An 18,676-nucleotide genomic window follows, 5' to 3' on the forward strand; every position below is an offset into this window, starting at 1 on the left:
AAAGCGAAAGCGATTCTGTAACACCTCAGCCCCCGGCATACCTCCGGGGGCTAAGTTCAAAAGCGTAACGATTCTCATATCAGGAAACATAAAAAGCGTCATTGTCCCCTTTTCGTTGGCCGGAAACTCTTTAAAATATTCCTTTTCATTTTCCCACGGACACTCTCGATTGAAAAAGCGCTCTTCTTTGCTGTTAGCCCTGGCTGTTTCACTGTATTCAATGTCTGGCCTTGCCGGGGTCACTCCCTCTCCGGAACTGACATCACAGATTGTCGACCGTTATGCCAACCATATTTTCTATGGCAGTGGCGCCAGCGGCATGGCAATGGTAGTGATTGATGGCAACCAGCGGGTGTTTACTGGTCTGGGGGAAACCCGTCCCGGGAATAATATCCGGCCACAGAAAGATTCAGTTGTCAGGATTGCCTCACTGAGTAAGCTGATGACCACTGAAGTATTGGTGAAATTATCTAAATCCGGGACTGTCAGACTCAATGACCCGTTGAGCCGCTATGCTCCGCGGGGTGCCGTGGTTCCTGCCTGGCACGGTAACAGTATCCGGTTAATTAACCTTGCGACCCACAGCGCCGGGTTGCCACGCGAAATGCCGGGAGGTAAAGCACATCGTCCGGTATTTATCTGGCCAGTCCGCAGTCAGCGCTGGGCCTGGCTGGCGCATGCAAGGCTAAAATATGCGCCAGGAACTGAAGTCTCCTATTCTAACCTGGGATTCGATTTGCTGGCAGACGCACTGTCGAGGGCGGCAGCCAAACCCTATCCACAACTGCTACAACAACTGGTCACCCGACCTTTGGGCATGAAAGATACCACCTTTACGCCATCTCCGGATCAATGCCAACGGCTGATGGTTCCGGAACAAAGTGCCAGCCCTTGTAATAACACCCTGGCAGCTATCGGTAGTGGTGGTGTTTATTCCACTCCTGATGACATGGGACGCTGGATGCAGCAATTCCTGAATTCGGTCGGCCATCCACGCAGCCCGCTGGCAGGTGAACTGCAAAGAATGATCTATCCGCGTTCATCGCTATTACGAGTGAATGGTATGGATGTGGCTGGCCATGCGGATGCTATTGGAATGGGCTGGCTACATATGGCTGCAACGGACGACTCCCCTGCTCTTATTGAGAAAACCGGTGGCGGAGGGGGCTTTATGACCTATATCGCCATGTCTCCGCAGAATAATGTTGGGGTATTTATTGTGGTTGCCCGTTCATCATTGAGTCATTTTTCACCAATGAGCAACGGCGTAAACGAACTTATTGCCGAACTGGTACGAAATCACCGTTAAGAATGATTTCCTGCAGAGTCCGGAGCCGGCTCAGGCACCGCTGACCAGATGACTGGCCAGCGGTCTGCAGAATGCCAGCGGTCGCAGACGCTCTCGCTGGCAAACTGTTTAAGCACAAACTGTTGACCATCAAATTGCCAACGACTCAGTGTCCCGCAATCTGCCAGGTAACGCCCCCATAACACCGTAGTCAGTACCCTGGTAGTCGGATCATACCCGGCGTTAGTTAATTCAAAATTATCCCCCGTCTGAACCTCCTGAGAAAAAGGCAATCGGAAAGTCAGTTGTCGCGCCTCTGGCGGGAAATTACGGTTAATCAGCCATGCCTGATAAAAAGTGTTATAGGCGGCGCTTTCACAACTAATCAACAGCAACGCCCGGGTATCACTCACAGGTGCCACTTTAATCTGCCGGAACACGGGTTCCAGCGAACAGGTCTGCAAATTGATTTGTGAAATACCGTAATTGACGAAATAGTTAATTTCATCACGGGACAGCGGTGTCGGTGGTGTCACTCCTGATTCAACCACCAGAGTTTGTGGTGAGTTTTCCTGCCCCTGAGTCGGATTACTCAGGTTAGCCCGGATTTCCGATACTTTTCCGAGAAACTCTGGCAGCGTCGTTAAAAACAGGGGCGCATGAGCATCGTCCCCGACACTGAGTTTAATCGAATGGCTCAGGAGGTCGAGTAAACTTTGTGCCATTCGGGGATCATCGGTGACGACTGAACGGGGATCACTCTGAAGGTCCGGCTGCGGCCAGGGGTGGTCATCAATCAACAGTCGTTGTACCAGCGTTGACTGACTCTCTTTAGCAGACGCGTTCGGAGGATGATAATCAATACGCAACCAGTCAATAGTCGACTCGCCTGCACGCCGGTAAAAACTGACCACCAGGCCACTTCCGTGATCAATACTCCTTGCCTCGCAGGAGGTAAAATTATTACAGCTTAATTCCCAGTCGGAAAATACCTTTTGCACCGGTTGTGCCGACAGGCGACCAGCCACAGATATTAACAGCAATAACAGTATTGCTTTGGGTCGTTGCATAAAAATGTACCGGGAGAAACCTGCAAGGCACTGACAATGGCCAGAATACCTGCTAAAACAGTCATCATCCGGAATGATTTAACGCGGCTCAATCAGAATCCTCGGACTCTTCCCGCACGTTGAGCTAATATATCGTCCCACCATGACCCTGCCGCTACATGCTACGGACAAAAAAATACCCTGACAGTGCAGGGTATCTTAAAAACATTAGCTGCAGTTATTCCGCATCATGATGAATGAATATCGTCATGTTGCTGAGCAGTAATCATTTGCACCCGTTTACGAACACCGTACCAGCCAATAATCAGCAAAATGATAATTAACGGAATACACGCCACTGTGTAGGTCCCGGTAGGATAATCAAACGCCATTAGCACAATAACGCTAAACAGGAACAGTAATGTCAGCCAGGAGGTAAAAGGTGCACCAGGTAATTTAAAGCTGATATCATCAGCTTTACCTTCTTTGATGGCCTGGCGCAGTTTCAGCTGGCAAAGTACGATGAATGCCCACGAGGATACAATCCCCAGGGACGCGAAATTCAGGACGATTTCGAAGACCTGACCCGGCACATAGTAGTTAAGTACAACCCCAATCACGTACACACCGATAGTCACCAGGATACCGGCGAAAGGTACCTGCTGACGACTCATCTTAGACATGAACTTCGGCGCTGAACCGCCCATCGACATCGAACGTAAAATACGACCGGTGGTATACAGACCTGAGTTCAGGCTGGACAATGCCGCGGTCAGTACCACAATATTCATGATACTACCGATGTAAGGCACACCCAGTTTAGAGAAGAAGGTCACAAATGGGCTCTGACCCGCCTGATAAGCATTCCACGGTAGCAGTAATACCAGCAGTAAGACTGATCCGACATAAAACAGACCGATACGCCAGATAACGCTGTTTATAGCTTTCGGAACCATAATCTTAGGATTTTTACACTCACCCGCCGCTGTACCTACGAATTCGATGGAAGCGAAAGCAAACACAACTCCCTGAATCAGCACCAGTGCCGCTAACAGGCCGTGAGGGAAAATACCTCCATTATCACTGATAAGATGGAATCCGGGTTGTACGCCATCCAGAGGCTTACCACTCCCCAGAAACACGACACCCACAATCAGGAAAATGACGATAGCCAGGACTTTCACCAGAGCGAACCAGAATTCCATTTCGGCGAACCATTTCACACCGATCATGTTCATAGTACCCACCAGCGCCAGGGCTGCCAGAGCAATCACCCATTGCGGGATATCACCAAAGGCTCCCCAGTAATGCATATACAATGCAACTGCCGTGATATCGACGATACCGGTCATCGCCCAGTTAACAAAGTACATCCACCCGGCAACGAATGAAGCTTTTTCACCCATGAATTCACGTGCATAGGAGACAAAACTACCACTGGAGGGCCGGTGCATAACCAGTTCACCAAGGGCACGCAGAATAAAGAAAGAGAAAATACCGCACACCAGATACACTAACGCAAGTGCCGGGCCTGCGTCTTGTAAGCGGGAACCTGCTCCCAGGAATAACCCAGTTCCAATGGCACCACCAATGGCAATCATCTGAACCTGACGATTACCCATCTCTTTACGGTAGCCACTGTCATGTGAATTAAGCCATTTGCGTCGTGCCGCACGTAGCTCTTCAGCTGTTTTTTTTGTATGTTTCATATTTTTCCTGTTTGTCCTGACCACCCGCAATACATAGTAATCGTTTGCGTATTTATGCGGAGGTTATCTCTTCAACCTTGCACAGCTACACAATTTTGCCATAAGAAAAACCGGGCGCTGAATCCTACCCGCTTAAGACAGTTGCCGTAAAGCCCTGTAAATAAAAGCGAAGACTTTCTTATGATGGATATCAAAAAAAAACGTCATAAGTTATTGTTATGAAATGTGACGCACCTGTCCCTCATCGCAGCAGTAGCTGGCAGCGTTTCCGGAAATCACAGGACGTGACAATATTCAAACGACAGCGGATTTTGCCTTGGATTAGCCATTTTTTCAGTAAAAATTTTGCCTGCAATAAAGGATTCTGCCTGTTTTGTAACTCAGATAACATGTTTCGCCGACACAGGTATAGCTTTGCCAGGCAGGTTCGGGTAGGGAAAACCTTCACCAGAGTGGATCAAAGCAGGTGTTTACGGCATTATCACTGGCATACAACAAAAGCACCGCCACCTATCAGCGGGCCCGACCACGCTGGTGACACACTCTTTGACAGGTAGTCGTATTGAATGATGAACAGTGATACCCCCTCCCGCCTGACGATGTACGGCATTAAAAACTGCGATACTATCCGTAAAGCCCGACGTTTTTTGGAAGATCAGGGCGTGGAATACCATTTTCACGATTACCGGGCCGACGGACTGGACAGCTCGCTATTGAGCTCTTTTATCGAAACCCTGGGTTATCAAACCCTGCTGAATACCCGCGGAACCACATGGCGTAAACTGCCGGAGGAAACCCGGGCAGCCGTCACTGATAATCAAAGTGCTTTACAGGTTATGCTGGAAAACCCTGCGATGATTAAACGTCCGCTGCTGTGTGCAGCCAACAGTGCCATGCTGACCGGTTTTGATCCGGCCGCCTACCAGACGTTTATTCAGGAGAATCTCTGATGTTTTGCCCGGTGATAGAACTTACACAACAATTGATACGTTGCCCTTCGGTCAGCCCGGAAGACGCGGGTTGTCAGACACTGTTAATCGACAGATTACAGGCCATTGGTTTTAAGATTGAACTGATGAATTTTGGTGATACCCGTAATTTCTGGGCCACCCGTGGGGAAGGTGAAACACTGGCATTTGCCGGCCATACTGATGTGGTGCCACCCGGTGAAGCAAAGCACTGGATTAATCCCCCCTTTGAGCCGACGATTCGTGACGGTATGCTGTTTGGTCGGGGCGCAGCAGATATGAAAGGCTCACTGGCTGCCATGGTGGTTGCGGCTGAACGTTTTGTCACTATGCACCCTTATCATCGTGGTCGGCTGGCATTTATGATTACTTCGGATGAAGAAGCCAGCGGAATCAACGGGACGGTAAAAATGGTCGACACACTGATGGCACGTCAGGAGCGGCTGGATTACTGTCTGGTGGGAGAACCTTCCAGCACTGAAGTGGTGGGAGATGTGGTCAAAAACGGCCGTCGCGGGTCCATTACTGCGAATTTGACCGTACATGGGGTACAGGGACATGTCGCTTATCCGCATCTTGCCGATAATCCGGTTCACCGTGCCATGCCTGCTCTGAATGAACTGGTCGCGACAGTATGGGACAATGGTAATGAATTTTTCCCGCCCACCAGTATGCAGATTGCCAATATCCAGGCCGGCACCGGCAGCAATAACGTTATCCCGGGCGATCTGTTTGTCCAGTTCAATTTCCGGTTTAGCACCGAACTGACCGATATCATGATCCGTGAACAGGTTGAGGCTCTGCTAAACCGTCATCAACTCAGATATAGTCTGGAATGGAATTTATCCGGCCAGCCCTTCCTGACATCTCAGGGAAAACTGGTAAATGCGGTAGTAAAAGCCGTTCAGCACTATAATGAAATTAAGCCTCAGCTTCTGACCAACGGAGGTACCTCTGATGGCCGGTTTATTGCCCGGATGGGAGCACAAGTGGTGGAACTGGGGCCGGTAAATGCCACGATCCACAAAATCAATGAATGTGTAAAAGCATCCGATCTGCAACTGCTGAGCCGGATGTACCAACGGATCATGGATCAACTTGTTGCCTGATCACTGAAGGAGCTACAGTCATGGAATGGTTGAAACACTATTGGTGGGTCATTGTTATCCTGTTTATGATCGGTATTCTGGTGAACGTTTATAAAGATTTAAAACGTGTCGATCCCAAAAAATATCTGGATAACAAACCCGAACTCCCCCCACATCGTGATTTTAACGATAAGTGGGACGATGATGATGACTGGCCTGCTAAGAAATAATCCACCACGGATTATGCCGCAGGCCCCGGAATTCCGGGGCTGCGGCATATTATTACAGAACAGGTTTCAGATCATCGGGATTACATCATCTTGCCCCGGAGTACTGCCGCTCAGCGCCTCATCAAAATAGCGCTTAGGAATGGTGTACTTCAGATGATTAATCGCCAGTTGCAGACTTTTCTCATCAATGGCATGGGGTAAATCTTCCACGCAATCCAGGGTCACATCCCCTCCCGCGCCAATGAGCCACTCTGCAGCCTGTTCTGCCCTTTTATACGGGATCACCTCGTCTTCATCACCATGAATCAGGTGAACCGTGGTCGCCAGCGATGCTGTTACAGGTGGCGTATTATAACTTCCGGACAAGATCACTGCCCTGCCAGCCAGTTCAGGGATTGCTTTCAGAGCCTCAAGGATCATAATGCCCCCCTGAGAGAATCCGATTAACGCGGTCGCCGCAGCGGTGACTCCGGCCCGGACTTGCCATTCTTTGACCAGTCGGATGAATTGCGGCATCACTTTATCGATATTATTTTGCCGTAAAGTGACCGAACAGTCCTGCTCGCTAAACCATTCACTGCCCCCCGCCATAAGTTGATGAGGGCCGCCAACGGAGATCACATGCGACTGTGGGAACGCCTGTGCAAACCACTGGCCAATTCGTGCCATAGAGGTCGGATTATCCCCACTGCGATGAAATAATAAAAACAGCTGAGTCCCCGGGCCTGTGGGTGACTGCACAACTACCTGTTCAAGATCCATAATATCCTCCTGCTAATAACTATAGCCTGCCAGCCAGCCGGTCACACGCGGAAGATTTTGACCATAATGGTCAAATTTTCCGTAACTGGTCCAGTTTCTGCTGCCACTGTACTGACTGCTGAGGATCCACAGTAAGCAATTGCTGAGAAATCTGTTGCCTCAACTGCTGTAACCAGGCTTTTCGGCCACCGGATGCCGCGATACTTTGATTATGTGCTTCATCTTCATTACACGCTGCCAGCAAGGATGGAGGGCACGGAGTAAGAGCACGCAAACGCATCAGCACCGGATATGAAGTTTCAAAAGGCCGGCTTCCCCAGGCAAATCCGGCCAGCTCCTGCCAGTCTGCCTCACTCAACCAGTGAATATCCTGCTGCTCAGGTCGGCATATTTCTGACGGTAATTCTGCCAGCCATTGAGGTGCGGCAAAGGCCAGGTTCCTGCGAAGCCATTGCTCAGCTTCCACAGTAAAACGTGATGCTCTGTCACTTAATGGCAATACTGCCATTGCAGTGTAACATCCACTGCTGGCTTCCCTCTGGCTGCCGACTCTGACCAGACGAAACCCACAACTGCGCCAGAATTGCCAAAGCTCCCCGGTTAGTCCAAAACTGACCGACAAATAATCAAAGTCAGGACCTGCACCATTGATAGCTGCACTGACCAGGTCTCTGCCGATTCCCTGTCGCCTTACCTGGGGATGCACAGCCACCCGACTGATACGCAATGAACGCATCATCGCAGCTTCAGGAAAACCACTATGAGCGGCCAGCGACTGAGCCACCAGATTCCCTTTCGGACGACGAAACCCCGCCCATATGGCTTCACTCAACACACGGCTAAGTCCGCCCTCTTCCAGCAACCATAAGGCACCATGAATTTCCGTGGCTGTTTGCGCCAGCCAGAAATACATGCCTGGTGCATCCATCATCCGGCGCAGATCCAATGGCGTAGTCCTGTAGTGGGCACTGCTTAACAACTGGTAGACCGCACGGGCTTTTCCCGGGGCCGACTGCCAACAATCCTGTGGCAACCGGGCTATCTCCGGGGCCTTCTCAGACAGGGGCACAACGGTTTCATCAAACAAAAACAGATGATTGATAAAACGTTCCAACGGATCCCCCGGGGCCCAGCGTAACGGATCGGACAAGCTAAAGAATTTTACCGCAGGTAACGAGGCGCAGAATTTTAGCAGGAACCCACGGCCTGTGCCTTCATAACCCTGGACCGTCGTGGCCAATAACACATGCCGGAAGTGGCTAATCATTTGCCCTAACAGAGGTGCAGGAATAGCTGCGGCCTCATCCACAATCAACCAGTCACCGTCACGTGGAGGATCGGCCAGTAATGCATCAGGAGCGACAAAACGGAATGCATCACCCGCAAATCGTCGCAGAACATCAACCGAAGTTTTCGCCGGTGCGGTAATCAACGCCCCGGGACGACTTTTTGCCAGCATACCCGCCAGTGCTGATTTTCCCCTGCCACGTGGTGCCGTCACGACCGCCACTCCAGGGAGGAGTGCCTGAAGTTGTTCCAGCACCGCGCGCTGTTGCACACCGGCAGCAGACTGCCAACGGGCTGGCACTGTCAGGGGCGGGATATCCGGTGACTGATGCTGGTACCAGTAGCTGATATGACTATCGCTGGCCAGTACCGTCTGCAGATGCTGCATAAAATAAGGTGTCGCAATAGCCTGAGGCGTGTCTGCCCAGCGCAGGCTGTCCTGACAGAGTCGGCGAGTCCATTGTTCGCGGGGCGGCAGTAACAACAACAGCCAACTGCCCGGCAGTAGTGTTCCGGCAAGGCAGGCCAGGGCTTCTGCATGAAACCCTTGTCGGGCATCGAAAATTGCATGCATAAACTCGCGGCCAAGCAGGCCTCTGACCGCTGAAGGTAACACATAAGGTTCCGGAGCCTGAGGGTCCGGACTGACGGTCAGCCAGTTTCCTTCCACGGATTGCCGGATATCCGTGGCCGCGGTTATCACCCAGTCATCACTGCCACAGATAACACAAATGCGCCGGACTCCAGCCAGACGCATCTGTTCACTGCCAGATTGCCAGTCGGTCATTCGGCGGAGAAAGTGTTACATTGCGCAGGATTGCCGCTGTCAAAACCACGCTTGAACCAGCTGTAACGTTGCTGAGAAGTACCATGGGTAAAACTATCCGGCACTATACGCCCCTGACTTTGTTGTTGCAGTTTATCGTCACCGATTGCTTCTGCGGCATTAAGAGCCTCCTGCAGATCACCGGTTTCCAGCATATTTTGCTGTTGCATGTAGTGTCCCCAGACACCGGCAAAACAATCTGCCTGCAGTTCAAGCTTCACTGACAGATGGTTTGCTTCCGTCTGAGTACTGCGTTGCTGTTGCTCTCTGACTTTTTCTTCAATTCCCAGCAATTTCTGTACATGGTGTCCAACTTCATGGGCGATGACATAACCATCAGCAAAATCACCACCAGCACCTAGTTTATTTTTCAGTTCATCATAAAACGACAGATCGATATACACTGTCTGGTCGGCCGGGCAATAAAAAGGGCCCATCACAGACTGACCGGTGCCACATCCTGTGGTGGTCTGCCCACGATACATGACCAGTTTTGGGTTCACATAGTGTTTGCCCATTTTCTGAAAAATTTCACTCCAGGTATCTTCCGTAGAAGCCAGAATCACCGAAGTGAACTTCGCCGCCTGTGCATCAGATGAGCTTTGCACATGCCCCTGACTTTGAGGCTGCGTAGTGGTGACACTGCTGCCCCCTCCCCCCAGTAACGGAGTCAGGTCATAGCCATAATAACCCGCGACAACCACGACTATCAGGATGACTATTCCACCTTTACCTCGTGGAATCCGGATACCGCCACCGCCCATACCACCACTACCTGAAGACTGATCGCGACGATCTTCCACATTGTCGCTTTCACGACGCCCTTGCCAACGCATCTGTTACCTCTGTTATTTTTTTTTACATTCTGATGATTTTAGTTGCGTATCTGGCAGATGACCAGCATCGCTATCTGAAACTCAGTGAGAACAATAAAACCAGCTAACAGAAACAGCAACGCCGGTCAGGAAGAAACTCTGCCTGACCGGCGCTCTTAAGAAGGACAGAAATCTATCTTAATCCAGTGGGACACCTAAACGGTGAGCAACTTCTTCATAAGCCTCAACCACACCGCCCAGGCTTTGGCGGAAACGGTCTTTATCCATTTTGGCCATGGTAGTTTTATCCCAAAGGCGGGCACCGTCCGGGGAGAATTCATCACCCAGTACAACCTCACCGTTGAATAATCCAAATTCCAGCTTAAAGTCCACCAGAATCAGTCCTGCATCGTCAAACATCCGGCTTAAGACTTCATTCGCTTTAAGAGTCAACTCGCGCATCCGTGCCAGATGCTGCTGGCTGACCCAGCCAAAGGTTTCGCAGTAAGATTCATTAATCATCGGGTCATGATGCGCATCGTCTTTCAGGAACAGATCGAACAGTGGCGGGTTCAGAGCAATCCCCTCTTCCACACCCAATCTTTTCACCAGAGATCCCGCCGCGCGGTTACGTACCACACACTCTACCGGAACCATATCCAGTTTTTTTACCAGCGCTTCGGTATCTGAAAGCAATGCTTCCATCTGAGTCGGAATGCCGGCCTGCTGCAATTTTTGCATAATAAAATAGTTAAATTTATTATTAACCATTCCCTTACGGTCAAACTGCTCGATTCTGGCACCGTCTCCTGCTGATGTATCATTGCGGAATTCAAGTATCAGCAAATCAGGATTATCGGTACTGAATACTGTTTTAGCCTTGCCGCGATACAACTCAGCTTGCTTTTGCATCTTGTTAACTCCAAACATGAAAGAACTTACGCACGGTTACTGATTTTAGCTAAACCATCGCTCTGCGCAATCGTTTACCTGCCAGCGGCTATTATGCCAAATTAAAAACAAAAAGGCCGGAGAATCTCCGGCCTTTTCCATTTATTTGTTAAACGCCGCCTGAAGAACAGGCACCAGCGCATCATTCTGCGACTGGGTCAGCACATGACCTTTCGGATCGATAAACTGCAGACTGCTACGGTTACCCAAATCACCCAGCTGTAATTTGTAATCCCCCTTCGCCAGTTCCGGGTCCTTCGCACCTAACGCATCCCATGCTGCACTGCCGGGTTGCTTATAAGACACTTTCAAACTACCGTCTGAACGGTCTTTATCCGATACCGTCATCCCAATACGCAGCAATGCCGCAGGCAGACGCTGCCATGTGGCGGTATAAGGTGCACGAATAATCAGATCGGGTAATCCGGTATCATCAGCTCCGCTCTGCACATCGATAGTACCAACTTTATTGTTTCCGGCATTTTCACGGGCAGTTTCCTGCGCATTTAGCCCGATGGTAATCGCATTAAGCAGTTGTGTGGTATAACGCTGAACTTCACCGGTAGAAGTCACTGCAACCCCTTTCTGTTGCAGTTCCAGTGAGCGCACAGTTAACACGGTCTGATAGCTTTGTTTCTGAATCGAGACCTGATAACGACCCCGGTACTGATGATCTTCATCCGGGCGGTTCCAGTCGATCCAGTCAGTGGTCAGTTGCTGTGCTGCATCATTGCGATCGGCAATCTTATATTTATCCGCTTCCAGTACATTAATCACCTGCGTCCACAAATCGGCTTGCTGACTCTCGAGGATGAGTGCTGCACTGTTTCCACTAAACTGAGTACGGGTTCCGTTCAGCAAGGCTAGTGGCTGTGCCGGTGGACGAATATCCAGCATTTTGCCGGTGGCCCCCTGAGCAGGGGCCGGTGGCACCTGATACTGTGCGTTTTCCAACGGTAAAATCATGCCGGAAGGGACATTCAGATCATGTAAACCGGAAGCTTTCAGATAGTCTTCATTCCCATTGATTTGCCGCTTGTAATGCTGATCGTTAGAACAGGCGGCCAGTAGCAATACCACTGACAAGCCGGCTACTTTTGCGACTGCAGAACTCTTAACTGAGTAAGCCATTCAAACTCCCTAAATTATCGCAAACCTGCATCACGTAAAGCTTTCTCCACCACTGGCACTGCATTCGCAGTCAGCGGGGTCATCGGCAGGCGTAATGTGTCGTTTGCGATCAACCCCAGCTGTTTCGCTGCCCACTTAACGGGGATCGGATTGGGTTCACAAAATAACGTATGATGTAATACCATCAGACGCTGATTCAGATGCCGGGCTTCAGCATAATGACCTTGTTTGGCCAGCTGACATAAATCTGCCATTTCACGGGCAGCAATGTTAGCAGTCACTGAAATAACGCCCGAACCACCCAGTTGCATAAAGTCTAACGCACTGGCGTCATCGCCGCTCAGTAAAATAAACTTGTCGTCAACCAGCTCTTGGATCTGGCTAACGCGGGATAAGTTCCCTGTCGCTTCTTTTATTCCGATAATATTTTTTATTTCGGCTAAACGGGCTACCGTTTCAGGCAACATATCACAACCAGTACGCGACGGAACATTATACAGAATTTGCGGCAATGCGCTGCTTTCTGCAATGGCTTTGAAGTGCTGAAACATCCCTTCCTGAGTCGGGCGATTGTAATAAGGAACAACGGTCAGGCAGCCAACAACTCCGCTATCTTCAAAGTGGCGGGTCAATTCAATGCCTTCCGCTGTTGCATTTGTACCGGTACCGGCAATTACCGGAATACGTCCTTCTGCCAGCTCGACAGTCGCTTTCACCACTTCGGCATGCTCAGCATGGCTAAGCGTTGCCGATTCGCCGGTAGTCCCGACAGAAACAATGGCAGAAGTTCCACTATCAACATGATAATTAATTAGTTTTTTTAGGCTGTCACGGCAAAGGTCACCGTTATCATCCATTGGTGTAACCAGCGCAACAATACTTCCGGTAAACATTAGTGATCCCCTCAACTGACAATTACTTCATGGTAAGGTTTAGTTCATGTGAAAAGCAAGCAAGCCAGTTGCTTCCTGTGCTTGTCAGCAGTTTTTTTTATGTTTACCTTAAGGTTATTAGTAAAAAACAGGAAAGACGACTTTGCCGCAATCACAGCAACACCATCTGGTTATTACCGCACTCGGTGCTGACCGACCGGGGATAGTGAATACCATCACCCGCCATGTCAGCCGTTGCGGGTGCAATATTGACGACAGCCGCCTCGCCCTGCTCGGAGATGAGTTTACCTTTATCATGCTGCTTTCCGGCAGTTGGAATGCGATTGGCCTAATTGAGTCGACCCTGCCGCTGAAAGGAGCAGAACTCGAGCTGTTAATTATCATGAAGCGTACCCGGGTTGATACCCACCCACCCCGACCGGAAACCACGTGGATTGAAGTCGAGGTACCCGATACTCCGGGTATCATCGAGCGCTTTACCGACCTGCTCGATCAGAACCAGATGAATATTGCGGAACTGGTCTCACGGATAAAACCCGCACAGGAAAATATGCCTCCCACCCTGTATATCCAGATGACTGCGCACAGCGCTCTGCCAAGACAACGCAACTTATTTGAACAGGCATTTCATCAACTCTGTACAGAACTGAATGCACAAGGCAGTATACGGCTGTACAGCATGCTGGACAGTGACGCATCAGAGACATTCCCTGCACAATGAGTGACTGCCGGTTGCCATTGAACTCTTCTGACTGCGTCAGCTGTTTATCTGAAGTATTAAGCATTTTCCGCACTTGCTCTGCGGCAGTTTATTACCGAAGGTAATGCAGTCTGATAAAATTAATGTTAACGGGCTGATTCAGCCAAAAGATAAGAATTGGAGAGTTGTGATGAATCCACTGAAAGCCGGCGATAGTGCCCCATTGTTTAGCTTGCCAGATCAGGATGGAGAACAAGTTAACCTGAGCGACTTCCAGGGAGAACGGGTACTCATTTATTTTTATCCTAAAGCAATGACCCCGGGATGTACTGTGCAGGCCTGTGGTTTACGGGACAATATGTCAGCCCTGAACAAAGCCGGAGTACAGGTACTGGGTATCAGTACGGATAAACCCGAGAAGCTCTCCCGTTTTGCCGAAAAGGAGCTGCTGAACTTTACACTATTATCTGATGAAGACCACCAGGTCTGCGAGCAGTTTGGCATCTGGGGAGAAAAGAACTTCATGGGTAAAACCTATGACGGTATTCACCGCACAACTTTTCTGGTCGGAACTGACGGTAAAATCGAAAAAGTGTTTGATGATTTTAAAACCTCAAACCACCACGATGTTGTCCTCAGTTACCTGCAAGCCTGATTTTCGTTATTCTCTGCCGTCGGGGCGTCCTCCGGCGGCATCTTTCTCTCTCTGTACCTCGTAAACACTCTGCTATACTGCATAGCAAATCGCTGCAAGAAGCACAAAAGAATCTGCCCGGTAATGGTACACTTCGGTTAACTTTCCGCGAACCTCCGGCCAGTCTCAGAGTCCAAAATTTCATGGCCGACAAACAGGGACAGGTGATGAGATACTCGTTCAACAAAACGCTGACTGCCCTGATGTTTTTAACATCCGTCAGTGGTTCAGTTCCCGCCTCCTTCGCCGATGTCACCGATACTCTGCCGGATATCGGGACCACCGCCGGGGCAACGCTTTCTATCAATCAGGAGTTGCAGATTGGGGATTTTTACGTCCGCGAACTGCGTGGCAGCGCGCCTCTGATCAATGATCCTCTACTGACCGGCTATATAAATAACATTGGCCAGCGGCTGGTCGCCCATGCCTGGTCAGTCAAAACCCCCTTTCATTTTTATCTGATACAAAATGATGAGTTAAATGCCTTTGCTTTTTTTGGCGGCAATGTGGTCCTGCATTCGGCGATATTCCGTTACACCGATAATGAAAGCCAACTGGCTTCGGTGATGGCGCACGAAATCTCGCACGTTACCCAACGGCATTTAGCCAGAGCAATGGAAGCACAAAAACGTAGCGCACCGCTCACCTGGGTCGGGGCATTAGGTTCGATATTGCTGGCAATAGCTAACCCTGAAGCCGGAATGGCGGCATTAACCGGTACTTTGGCCGGAACACAGCAGGGCATGATCAGTTTCACTCAGGAAAATGAAAAGGAAGCAGATCGCATCGGAATTCAGGTACTGCAACGTTCAGGTTTTGATCCGCAAGCCATGCCGGCTTTCTTACAGAAACTCGCCGACCAGACCCGTTACGCCTCTAAACCTCCGGAGATACTGCTAACCCACCCGCTACCCGACAGCCGACTGGCGGATGCCCGTGACCGGGCAAACCAGATGCCGGGGGTGGTTGTTCACTCCTCACAGGATTTCTTTTTTGCCAAAGTCCGCATCATGGGGATGTATGGGACCTCTCAGTTAACCAACAGCAGCGGTCTGCTGGACGACGTGTTGGCCCGGTACGCCCGGGGGAATGTTCGTCAACAACTGGCAGCAAAATATGGCAAAGCTGTACAGTTCCTTGAAGCAAAGAAATTCCAGGATGCTAAAAATATTATTCAGCCACTGTTACAGAGCCAGCCCGCAAATCCATGGTTTCTCGATATCATGACTGATATTGATATTGGCCTGAAACAACCAGCTGCAGCGGTCAGTATGCTGACCTCAGCCAGCAGTCCGCAGAATAATCCGGTCATTCAGTTAAATCTGGCTAATGCTTATTTACAGGCTGGTCAGGCTGCCAACGCCAGTAAGCTACTTAACCGCTATACCTGGTCCTATCCGGATGATCCCAATGGTTGGGATTTACTCAGCCAGGCCAATGCGGCTCAGGGACTCAGTGATGAAGTGCTGTTTGATCAGGCGCAGGGGCTGGCCCTCAATGGTCAGTTGGATCAGGCGATACGGGCACTGAGCAGCGCCAGCGCACAGTCGCCGGTTGGCAGCCTGAAACAGGCACGTTATGATGCGCGCATTGACCAGCTCCGGCAGCTGCAACAACGCTTCCGACAGTATCAGAAAGGATCGTAACTTATGACTCTGCAAATTTATCATAATCCCCGCTGCTCAAAGAGCCGCGAAACTTTACAACTACTGCAACAACAAGGTCTTCATCCGGAAATTATCCTTTATCTTGATAATCCACCAGATGTAGCTACGTTGAAGAACCTGCTAAAAAAACTGGGATTTTCTGAACCACGTCAGTTAATACGTAAAGGGGAAGAGATTTATAAACAACTCGGGCTGGCGTCACCCTCACTAACGGATGAAGCCCTGCTGTCGGCAATGGCAGAACATCCAAAGCTTATTGAACGACCGATTGTAATCAATGGCGATCAGGCAAGACTAGGCCGGCCGCCGGAAAATGTTCTGACTATCCTATAGGGTTAAAGTCCAAGGGTTTCTTTTACAAACGGAATGGTCAGTTTACGCTGGGCAGTAATCGAAGCATGATCCAGCCTGTCCAGCGTTTCAAACAAAGTTCGCATTTCTCTGTCGAGACGCTTTAACAGAAAACGTCCAACATCTTCAGGTAACTGGAACCCCCGCAACCCTGAACGTAGTTGCAGTGCCTGCAATTTCTCCTCATCGGATAAGGGCTGCAGACGGTAGATCTGGCCCCAGTCTAGCCTTGAGGCGAGATCGGCGAGTTTCAGATTCAGCTGTCGTGGTGGACGATCGCCGGTAATCAACAACCGGGTTTTACCGGTTTCAAGTATCCGGTTATACAGGTCGAAAATAGCCATCTCCCAGGCTTCATCACCGGCAATGCACTCGATATTATCAATGCACACCAGGGCCAGCTGTTCCATGCCTTCCAGTACTTCGGGCACAAACCAGGTCCGCTTATCCAGAGGCACATACCCTACAGCTTCATCCCGGGAAGAGATCTCCGTACACGCAGCGTGCAACAAATGACTTCTGCCCCCACCTTCGCGGGACCAGAAATAGATATAACCACCATGTTGCTGCTCAAGCGCACCTCTGAGCGCAGCCAGTAAAGACGAATTTGTACCCGGCCAGAAACTGGCAAAGGTTTCATCATCTGGCAGATAAAGTGGCAATGATAATTGAGCCGGCGTGTTCAGGTATACCTCAGCATAACTCGCAAGAAACCGTCCGAGTTTATCACAACTTCCCGGTCGATATGAATCAGGCAACACAAGGTTGCCCGCTTTAACACTCCACCTCTACTCAGCTGCCTCATCTTCTTCGTCAGGACGGACCAGACTGATTACATGGAAGATGACACTCAGAACCACACCGACCACAGTTGCCAGCGCCATTCCTTTGAGCTCGACGGCTCCAAGCTGAATTTTCGCCCCGCTCACGCCAATAATTAAAATAATCGCGGTCAGCATCAGGTTTTTCGCCTTGCTGTAATCCACTTTGGAGTCAATCAGCACGCGAATCCCGGAAGCACCAATCACCCCGTACAGCAACAGAGAGACTCCCCCCATGACAGGAACCGGAATCGCCTGAATAATCGCTGCCAGTTTTCCTATGCACGACAAACAAATAGCAATGACAGCCGCGCCACCAATAACCCAGGTACTGTAGACACGGGTAATGGCCATCACACCGATGTTTTCACCGTAAGTCGTGTTGGGTGTAGAACCAAAAAATCCGGAAATCACCGTGGAAAGACCGTTAGCAAACATCGAACGATGCAGGCCTGGATCTTTGATCAAATCACGCTTAACAATATTTGCAGTAACGACCAGGTGCCCGACATGCTCTGCAATCACTACTAAGGCAGCCGGAAGCACGGTGAGCATTGCCGCCCATTCAAAACGAGGTTTATAGAAAGTGGGTAATGCAAACCAGTGTGCCTGTTCAACGCCGGTCCAGTTCACCATTCCCATAAATGAAGCAACCACATAACCCACGACTACGCCAATCAGGATGGGGATAATGGCCAGAAAACCACGGAATAACACCGAACCAAACACGGTTACAGCCAGGGTGACCAGTGAAACAATCACCGTTTTGCTGTCTACCGCAGTGCCGTTAGCCGGCAATAGTCCAGCCATGCCTGCCGCGACACTGGCCAGCTCCAGACCAATAATGGCGACGATGGCCCCCATCGCCGCCGGAGGAAACATGACATTCAGCCAGCCGGTTCCTGCCTTTTTGACAATCAGACCGACGAGGCAGAACAATACTCCGCACAAAATAAAGCCGCCTAAAGCAACCTCATACCCTTGTGGCAACAGCAACAGCACCGGAGAAATAAATGCAAAACTGGAGCCCAGATAGGCAGGTATCTTTCCTTTACAGATAAACAGATACAGTAAGGTACCAATACCGTTAAATAACAGAATCGTCGCCGGATTCACATGAAATAAAATAGGCACCAGCACCGTTGCACCAAACATTGCGAACAGGTGCTGAAGGCTGAGCGGGATGGTCTGAAGTAACGGAGGTCTTTCATCCACTGCAATAGTACGCCGGGTCATGCTGTATATCCCCTTAATATGGTACGGACATAAAAAAACCGACAAAATGTCGGTCCTGAAACAAACACTGCCGGGGGTATCCTCCGGCGAAAAAAAACAGTGCCATCACCGTTATTTTCAATGCAGTGTTGTGGTCAGCGGGCAATGGCAGAAATAGAAGTAAGCACGAGTCACCGTTACAGCAAGTCATACTGCGGTTGAAACGCAGGC

At 50.1% G+C, this 18,676-nt stretch carries 19 protein-coding genes; 8 read left to right on the forward strand and 11 right to left on the reverse strand.

The window, feature by feature from the left end; genetic code table 11:
• Nucleotides 1-243 (reverse strand): hypothetical protein (locus tag B3Z23_RS00005; RefSeq protein ID WP_294899770.1); only part of this gene is annotated, 243 nt, incomplete at its 3' end.
• Here B3Z23_RS00005 and ampH point away from each other — a divergent pair.
• Nucleotides 221-1,309 carry a D-alanyl-D-alanine-carboxypeptidase/endopeptidase AmpH gene (gene ampH / locus B3Z23_RS00010; protein WP_294899772.1) on the forward strand — a complete coding sequence of 363 codons (1,089 nt, stop codon included), beginning with the start codon at nt 221-223 and terminating at the stop codon, nt 1,307-1,309. The genes B3Z23_RS00005 and ampH overlap by 23 nt on opposite strands.
• Here the strand turns inward: ampH and B3Z23_RS00015 are convergent.
• The gene (locus tag B3Z23_RS00015) at nt 1,306-2,358 is read right to left on the reverse strand and encodes a DUF1176 domain-containing protein (protein ID WP_294899775.1); all 1,053 of its coding nucleotides are present in this window, start codon (nt 2,356-2,358) and stop codon (nt 1,306-1,308) included. The two genes, ampH and B3Z23_RS00015, sit on opposite strands and share 4 nt — an antisense overlap.
• A 227-nt stretch (nt 2,359-2,585) precedes the next feature.
• A complete protein-coding gene (gene ansP, locus B3Z23_RS00020) occupies nt 2,586-4,046 on the reverse strand; it encodes an L-asparagine permease (RefSeq protein WP_294899777.1) in 1,461 nt (486 codons plus the stop codon).
• 566 nt (nt 4,047-4,612) lie between these two features.
• On the opposite strand from ansP, the gene B3Z23_RS00025 reads away from it, so the two are divergent.
• Genes B3Z23_RS00025 through B3Z23_RS00035 form a run of 3 tightly spaced genes read left to right on the forward strand, consistent with a single transcriptional unit; the run spans nt 4,613 to nt 6,332 of the window.
• On the forward strand, nt 4,613-4,996 hold the full coding sequence (locus B3Z23_RS00025; protein ID WP_294899779.1) for an ArsC family reductase: 384 nt from the start codon (nt 4,613-4,615) through the stop codon (nt 4,994-4,996).
• Entirely contained in the window at nt 4,996-6,123 is a 1,128-nt protein-coding gene (gene dapE, locus B3Z23_RS00030) for a succinyl-diaminopimelate desuccinylase (RefSeq protein WP_294899781.1), read from the forward strand. The genes B3Z23_RS00025 and dapE overlap by 1 nt, the downstream gene beginning before the upstream one ends.
• 20 nt (nt 6,124-6,143) lie before the next feature.
• A complete protein-coding gene (locus B3Z23_RS00035; protein ID WP_038022079.1) occupies nt 6,144-6,332 on the forward strand; it encodes a YpfN family protein in 189 nt (62 codons plus the stop codon).
• A gap of 66 nt (nt 6,333-6,398) precedes the next feature.
• On the opposite strand, the gene ypfH is transcribed toward B3Z23_RS00035, so the two are convergent.
• The 6 genes from ypfH to dapA form a co-directional block, all read right to left on the reverse strand.
• Entirely contained in the window at nt 6,399-7,094 is a 696-nt protein-coding gene (gene ypfH, locus B3Z23_RS00040; protein WP_294899785.1) for an esterase, read from the reverse strand.
• A gap of 70 nt (nt 7,095-7,164) precedes the next feature.
• On the reverse strand, nt 7,165-9,138 hold the full coding sequence (locus B3Z23_RS00045; RefSeq protein WP_294899788.1) for a tRNA(Met) cytidine acetyltransferase TmcA: 1,974 nt from the start codon (nt 9,136-9,138) through the stop codon (nt 7,165-7,167).
• Nucleotides 9,139-9,164: 26 nt separating this feature from the next.
• Nucleotides 9,165-10,043, reverse strand: coding sequence for a KPN_02809 family neutral zinc metallopeptidase (locus B3Z23_RS00050; RefSeq protein ID WP_294899791.1), 879 nt, complete (start codon nt 10,041-10,043; stop codon nt 9,165-9,167).
• Nucleotides 10,044-10,220: 177 nt separating this feature from the next.
• On the reverse strand, nt 10,221-10,934 hold the full coding sequence (gene purC, locus B3Z23_RS00055) for a phosphoribosylaminoimidazolesuccinocarboxamide synthase (protein ID WP_294899794.1): 714 nt from the start codon (nt 10,932-10,934) through the stop codon (nt 10,221-10,223).
• 141 nt (nt 10,935-11,075) lie between these two features.
• Nucleotides 11,076-12,104 (reverse strand): outer membrane protein assembly factor BamC, encoded by a 1,029-nt coding sequence (gene bamC, locus B3Z23_RS00060; protein WP_294899797.1) that lies wholly within the window; start codon nt 12,102-12,104, stop codon nt 11,076-11,078.
• A 14-nt stretch (nt 12,105-12,118) separates the two neighbouring features.
• Nucleotides 12,119-12,997 carry a 4-hydroxy-tetrahydrodipicolinate synthase gene (dapA, locus tag B3Z23_RS00065; RefSeq protein WP_294899800.1) on the reverse strand — a complete coding sequence of 293 codons (879 nt, stop codon included), beginning with the start codon at nt 12,995-12,997 and terminating at the stop codon, nt 12,119-12,121.
• A gap of 142 nt (nt 12,998-13,139) precedes the next feature.
• On the opposite strand from dapA, the gene B3Z23_RS00070 reads away from it, so the two are divergent.
• The 4 genes from B3Z23_RS00070 (at nt 13,140) to arsC (ending at nt 16,391) form a co-directional block, all read left to right on the forward strand.
• Nucleotides 13,140-13,718 (forward strand): glycine cleavage system transcriptional repressor, encoded by a 579-nt coding sequence (locus tag B3Z23_RS00070; RefSeq protein ID WP_294899803.1) that lies wholly within the window; start codon nt 13,140-13,142, stop codon nt 13,716-13,718.
• 169 nt (nt 13,719-13,887) lie between these two features.
• On the forward strand, nt 13,888-14,352 hold the full coding sequence (gene bcp / locus B3Z23_RS00075; RefSeq protein WP_038022739.1) for a thioredoxin-dependent thiol peroxidase: 465 nt from the start codon (nt 13,888-13,890) through the stop codon (nt 14,350-14,352).
• A 206-nt stretch (nt 14,353-14,558) separates the two neighbouring features.
• Nucleotides 14,559-16,037, forward strand: a complete 1,479-nt coding sequence (locus B3Z23_RS00080; protein ID WP_414716437.1) for a M48 family metalloprotease — start codon at nt 14,559-14,561, stop codon at nt 16,035-16,037.
• Between the two features lie 3 nt (nt 16,038-16,040).
• Nucleotides 16,041-16,391 (forward strand): arsenate reductase (glutaredoxin), encoded by a 351-nt coding sequence (gene arsC, locus B3Z23_RS00085; RefSeq protein WP_294899809.1) that lies wholly within the window; start codon nt 16,041-16,043, stop codon nt 16,389-16,391.
• Between the two features lie 2 nt (nt 16,392-16,393).
• On the opposite strand, the gene hda is transcribed toward arsC, so the two are convergent.
• Together hda and uraA are read right to left on the reverse strand one after the other, a co-directional pair.
• Nucleotides 16,394-17,095 carry a DnaA inactivator Hda gene (gene hda / locus B3Z23_RS00090; protein ID WP_038022740.1) on the reverse strand — a complete coding sequence of 234 codons (702 nt, stop codon included), beginning with the start codon at nt 17,093-17,095 and terminating at the stop codon, nt 16,394-16,396.
• 102 nt (nt 17,096-17,197) lie between these two features.
• The gene (gene uraA / locus B3Z23_RS00095; protein ID WP_294899811.1) at nt 17,198-18,466 is read right to left on the reverse strand and encodes a uracil permease; all 1,269 of its coding nucleotides are present in this window, start codon (nt 18,464-18,466) and stop codon (nt 17,198-17,200) included.
• Nucleotides 18,467-18,676: the final 210 nt, after the last annotated feature.

Source organism: Tatumella sp. UBA2305, from assembly GCF_002345795.1.
Taxonomy (GTDB): Bacteria; Pseudomonadota; Gammaproteobacteria; order Enterobacterales; family Enterobacteriaceae; genus Tatumella; species Tatumella morbirosei.

What these genes read in the sequence shown, in the direction of transcription:
- purC (WP_294899794.1), bottom strand. Translation starts at nt 10,934, where the DNA reads ATGCAAAAGCAAGCTGAGTTGTATCGCGGCAAGGCTAAAACAGTATTC.
- B3Z23_RS00050 (WP_294899791.1), bottom strand. Translation starts at nt 10,043, where the DNA reads ATGCGTTGGCAAGGGCGTCGTGAAAGCGACAATGTGGAAGATCGTCGC.
- dapE (WP_294899781.1), top strand. Translation starts at nt 4,996, where the DNA reads ATGTTTTGCCCGGTGATAGAACTTACACAACAATTGATACGTTGCCCT.
- ansP (WP_294899777.1), bottom strand. Translation starts at nt 4,046, where the DNA reads ATGAAACATACAAAAAAAACAGCTGAAGAGCTACGTGCGGCACGACGC.
- ypfH (WP_294899785.1), bottom strand. Translation starts at nt 7,094, where the DNA reads ATGGATCTTGAACAGGTAGTTGTGCAGTCACCCACAGGCCCGGGGACT.
- uraA (WP_294899811.1), bottom strand. Translation starts at nt 18,466, where the DNA reads ATGACCCGGCGTACTATTGCAGTGGATGAAAGACCTCCGTTACTTCAG.
- B3Z23_RS00015 (WP_294899775.1), bottom strand. Translation starts at nt 2,358, where the DNA reads ATGCAACGACCCAAAGCAATACTGTTATTGCTGTTAATATCTGTGGCT.
- bcp (WP_038022739.1), top strand. Translation starts at nt 13,888, where the DNA reads ATGAATCCACTGAAAGCCGGCGATAGTGCCCCATTGTTTAGCTTGCCA.
- arsC (WP_294899809.1), top strand. Translation starts at nt 16,041, where the DNA reads ATGACTCTGCAAATTTATCATAATCCCCGCTGCTCAAAGAGCCGCGAA.
- B3Z23_RS00035 (WP_038022079.1), top strand. Translation starts at nt 6,144, where the DNA reads ATGGAATGGTTGAAACACTATTGGTGGGTCATTGTTATCCTGTTTATG.
- B3Z23_RS00045 (WP_294899788.1), bottom strand. Translation starts at nt 9,138, where the DNA reads ATGCGTCTGGCTGGAGTCCGGCGCATTTGTGTTATCTGTGGCAGTGAT.
- ampH (WP_294899772.1), top strand. Translation starts at nt 221, where the DNA reads ATGTCTGGCCTTGCCGGGGTCACTCCCTCTCCGGAACTGACATCACAG.
- B3Z23_RS00080 (WP_414716437.1), top strand. Translation starts at nt 14,559, where the DNA reads ATGAGATACTCGTTCAACAAAACGCTGACTGCCCTGATGTTTTTAACA.
- dapA (WP_294899800.1), bottom strand. Translation starts at nt 12,997, where the DNA reads ATGTTTACCGGAAGTATTGTTGCGCTGGTTACACCAATGGATGATAAC.
- B3Z23_RS00025 (WP_294899779.1), top strand. Translation starts at nt 4,613, where the DNA reads ATGATGAACAGTGATACCCCCTCCCGCCTGACGATGTACGGCATTAAA.
- bamC (WP_294899797.1), bottom strand. Translation starts at nt 12,104, where the DNA reads ATGGCTTACTCAGTTAAGAGTTCTGCAGTCGCAAAAGTAGCCGGCTTG.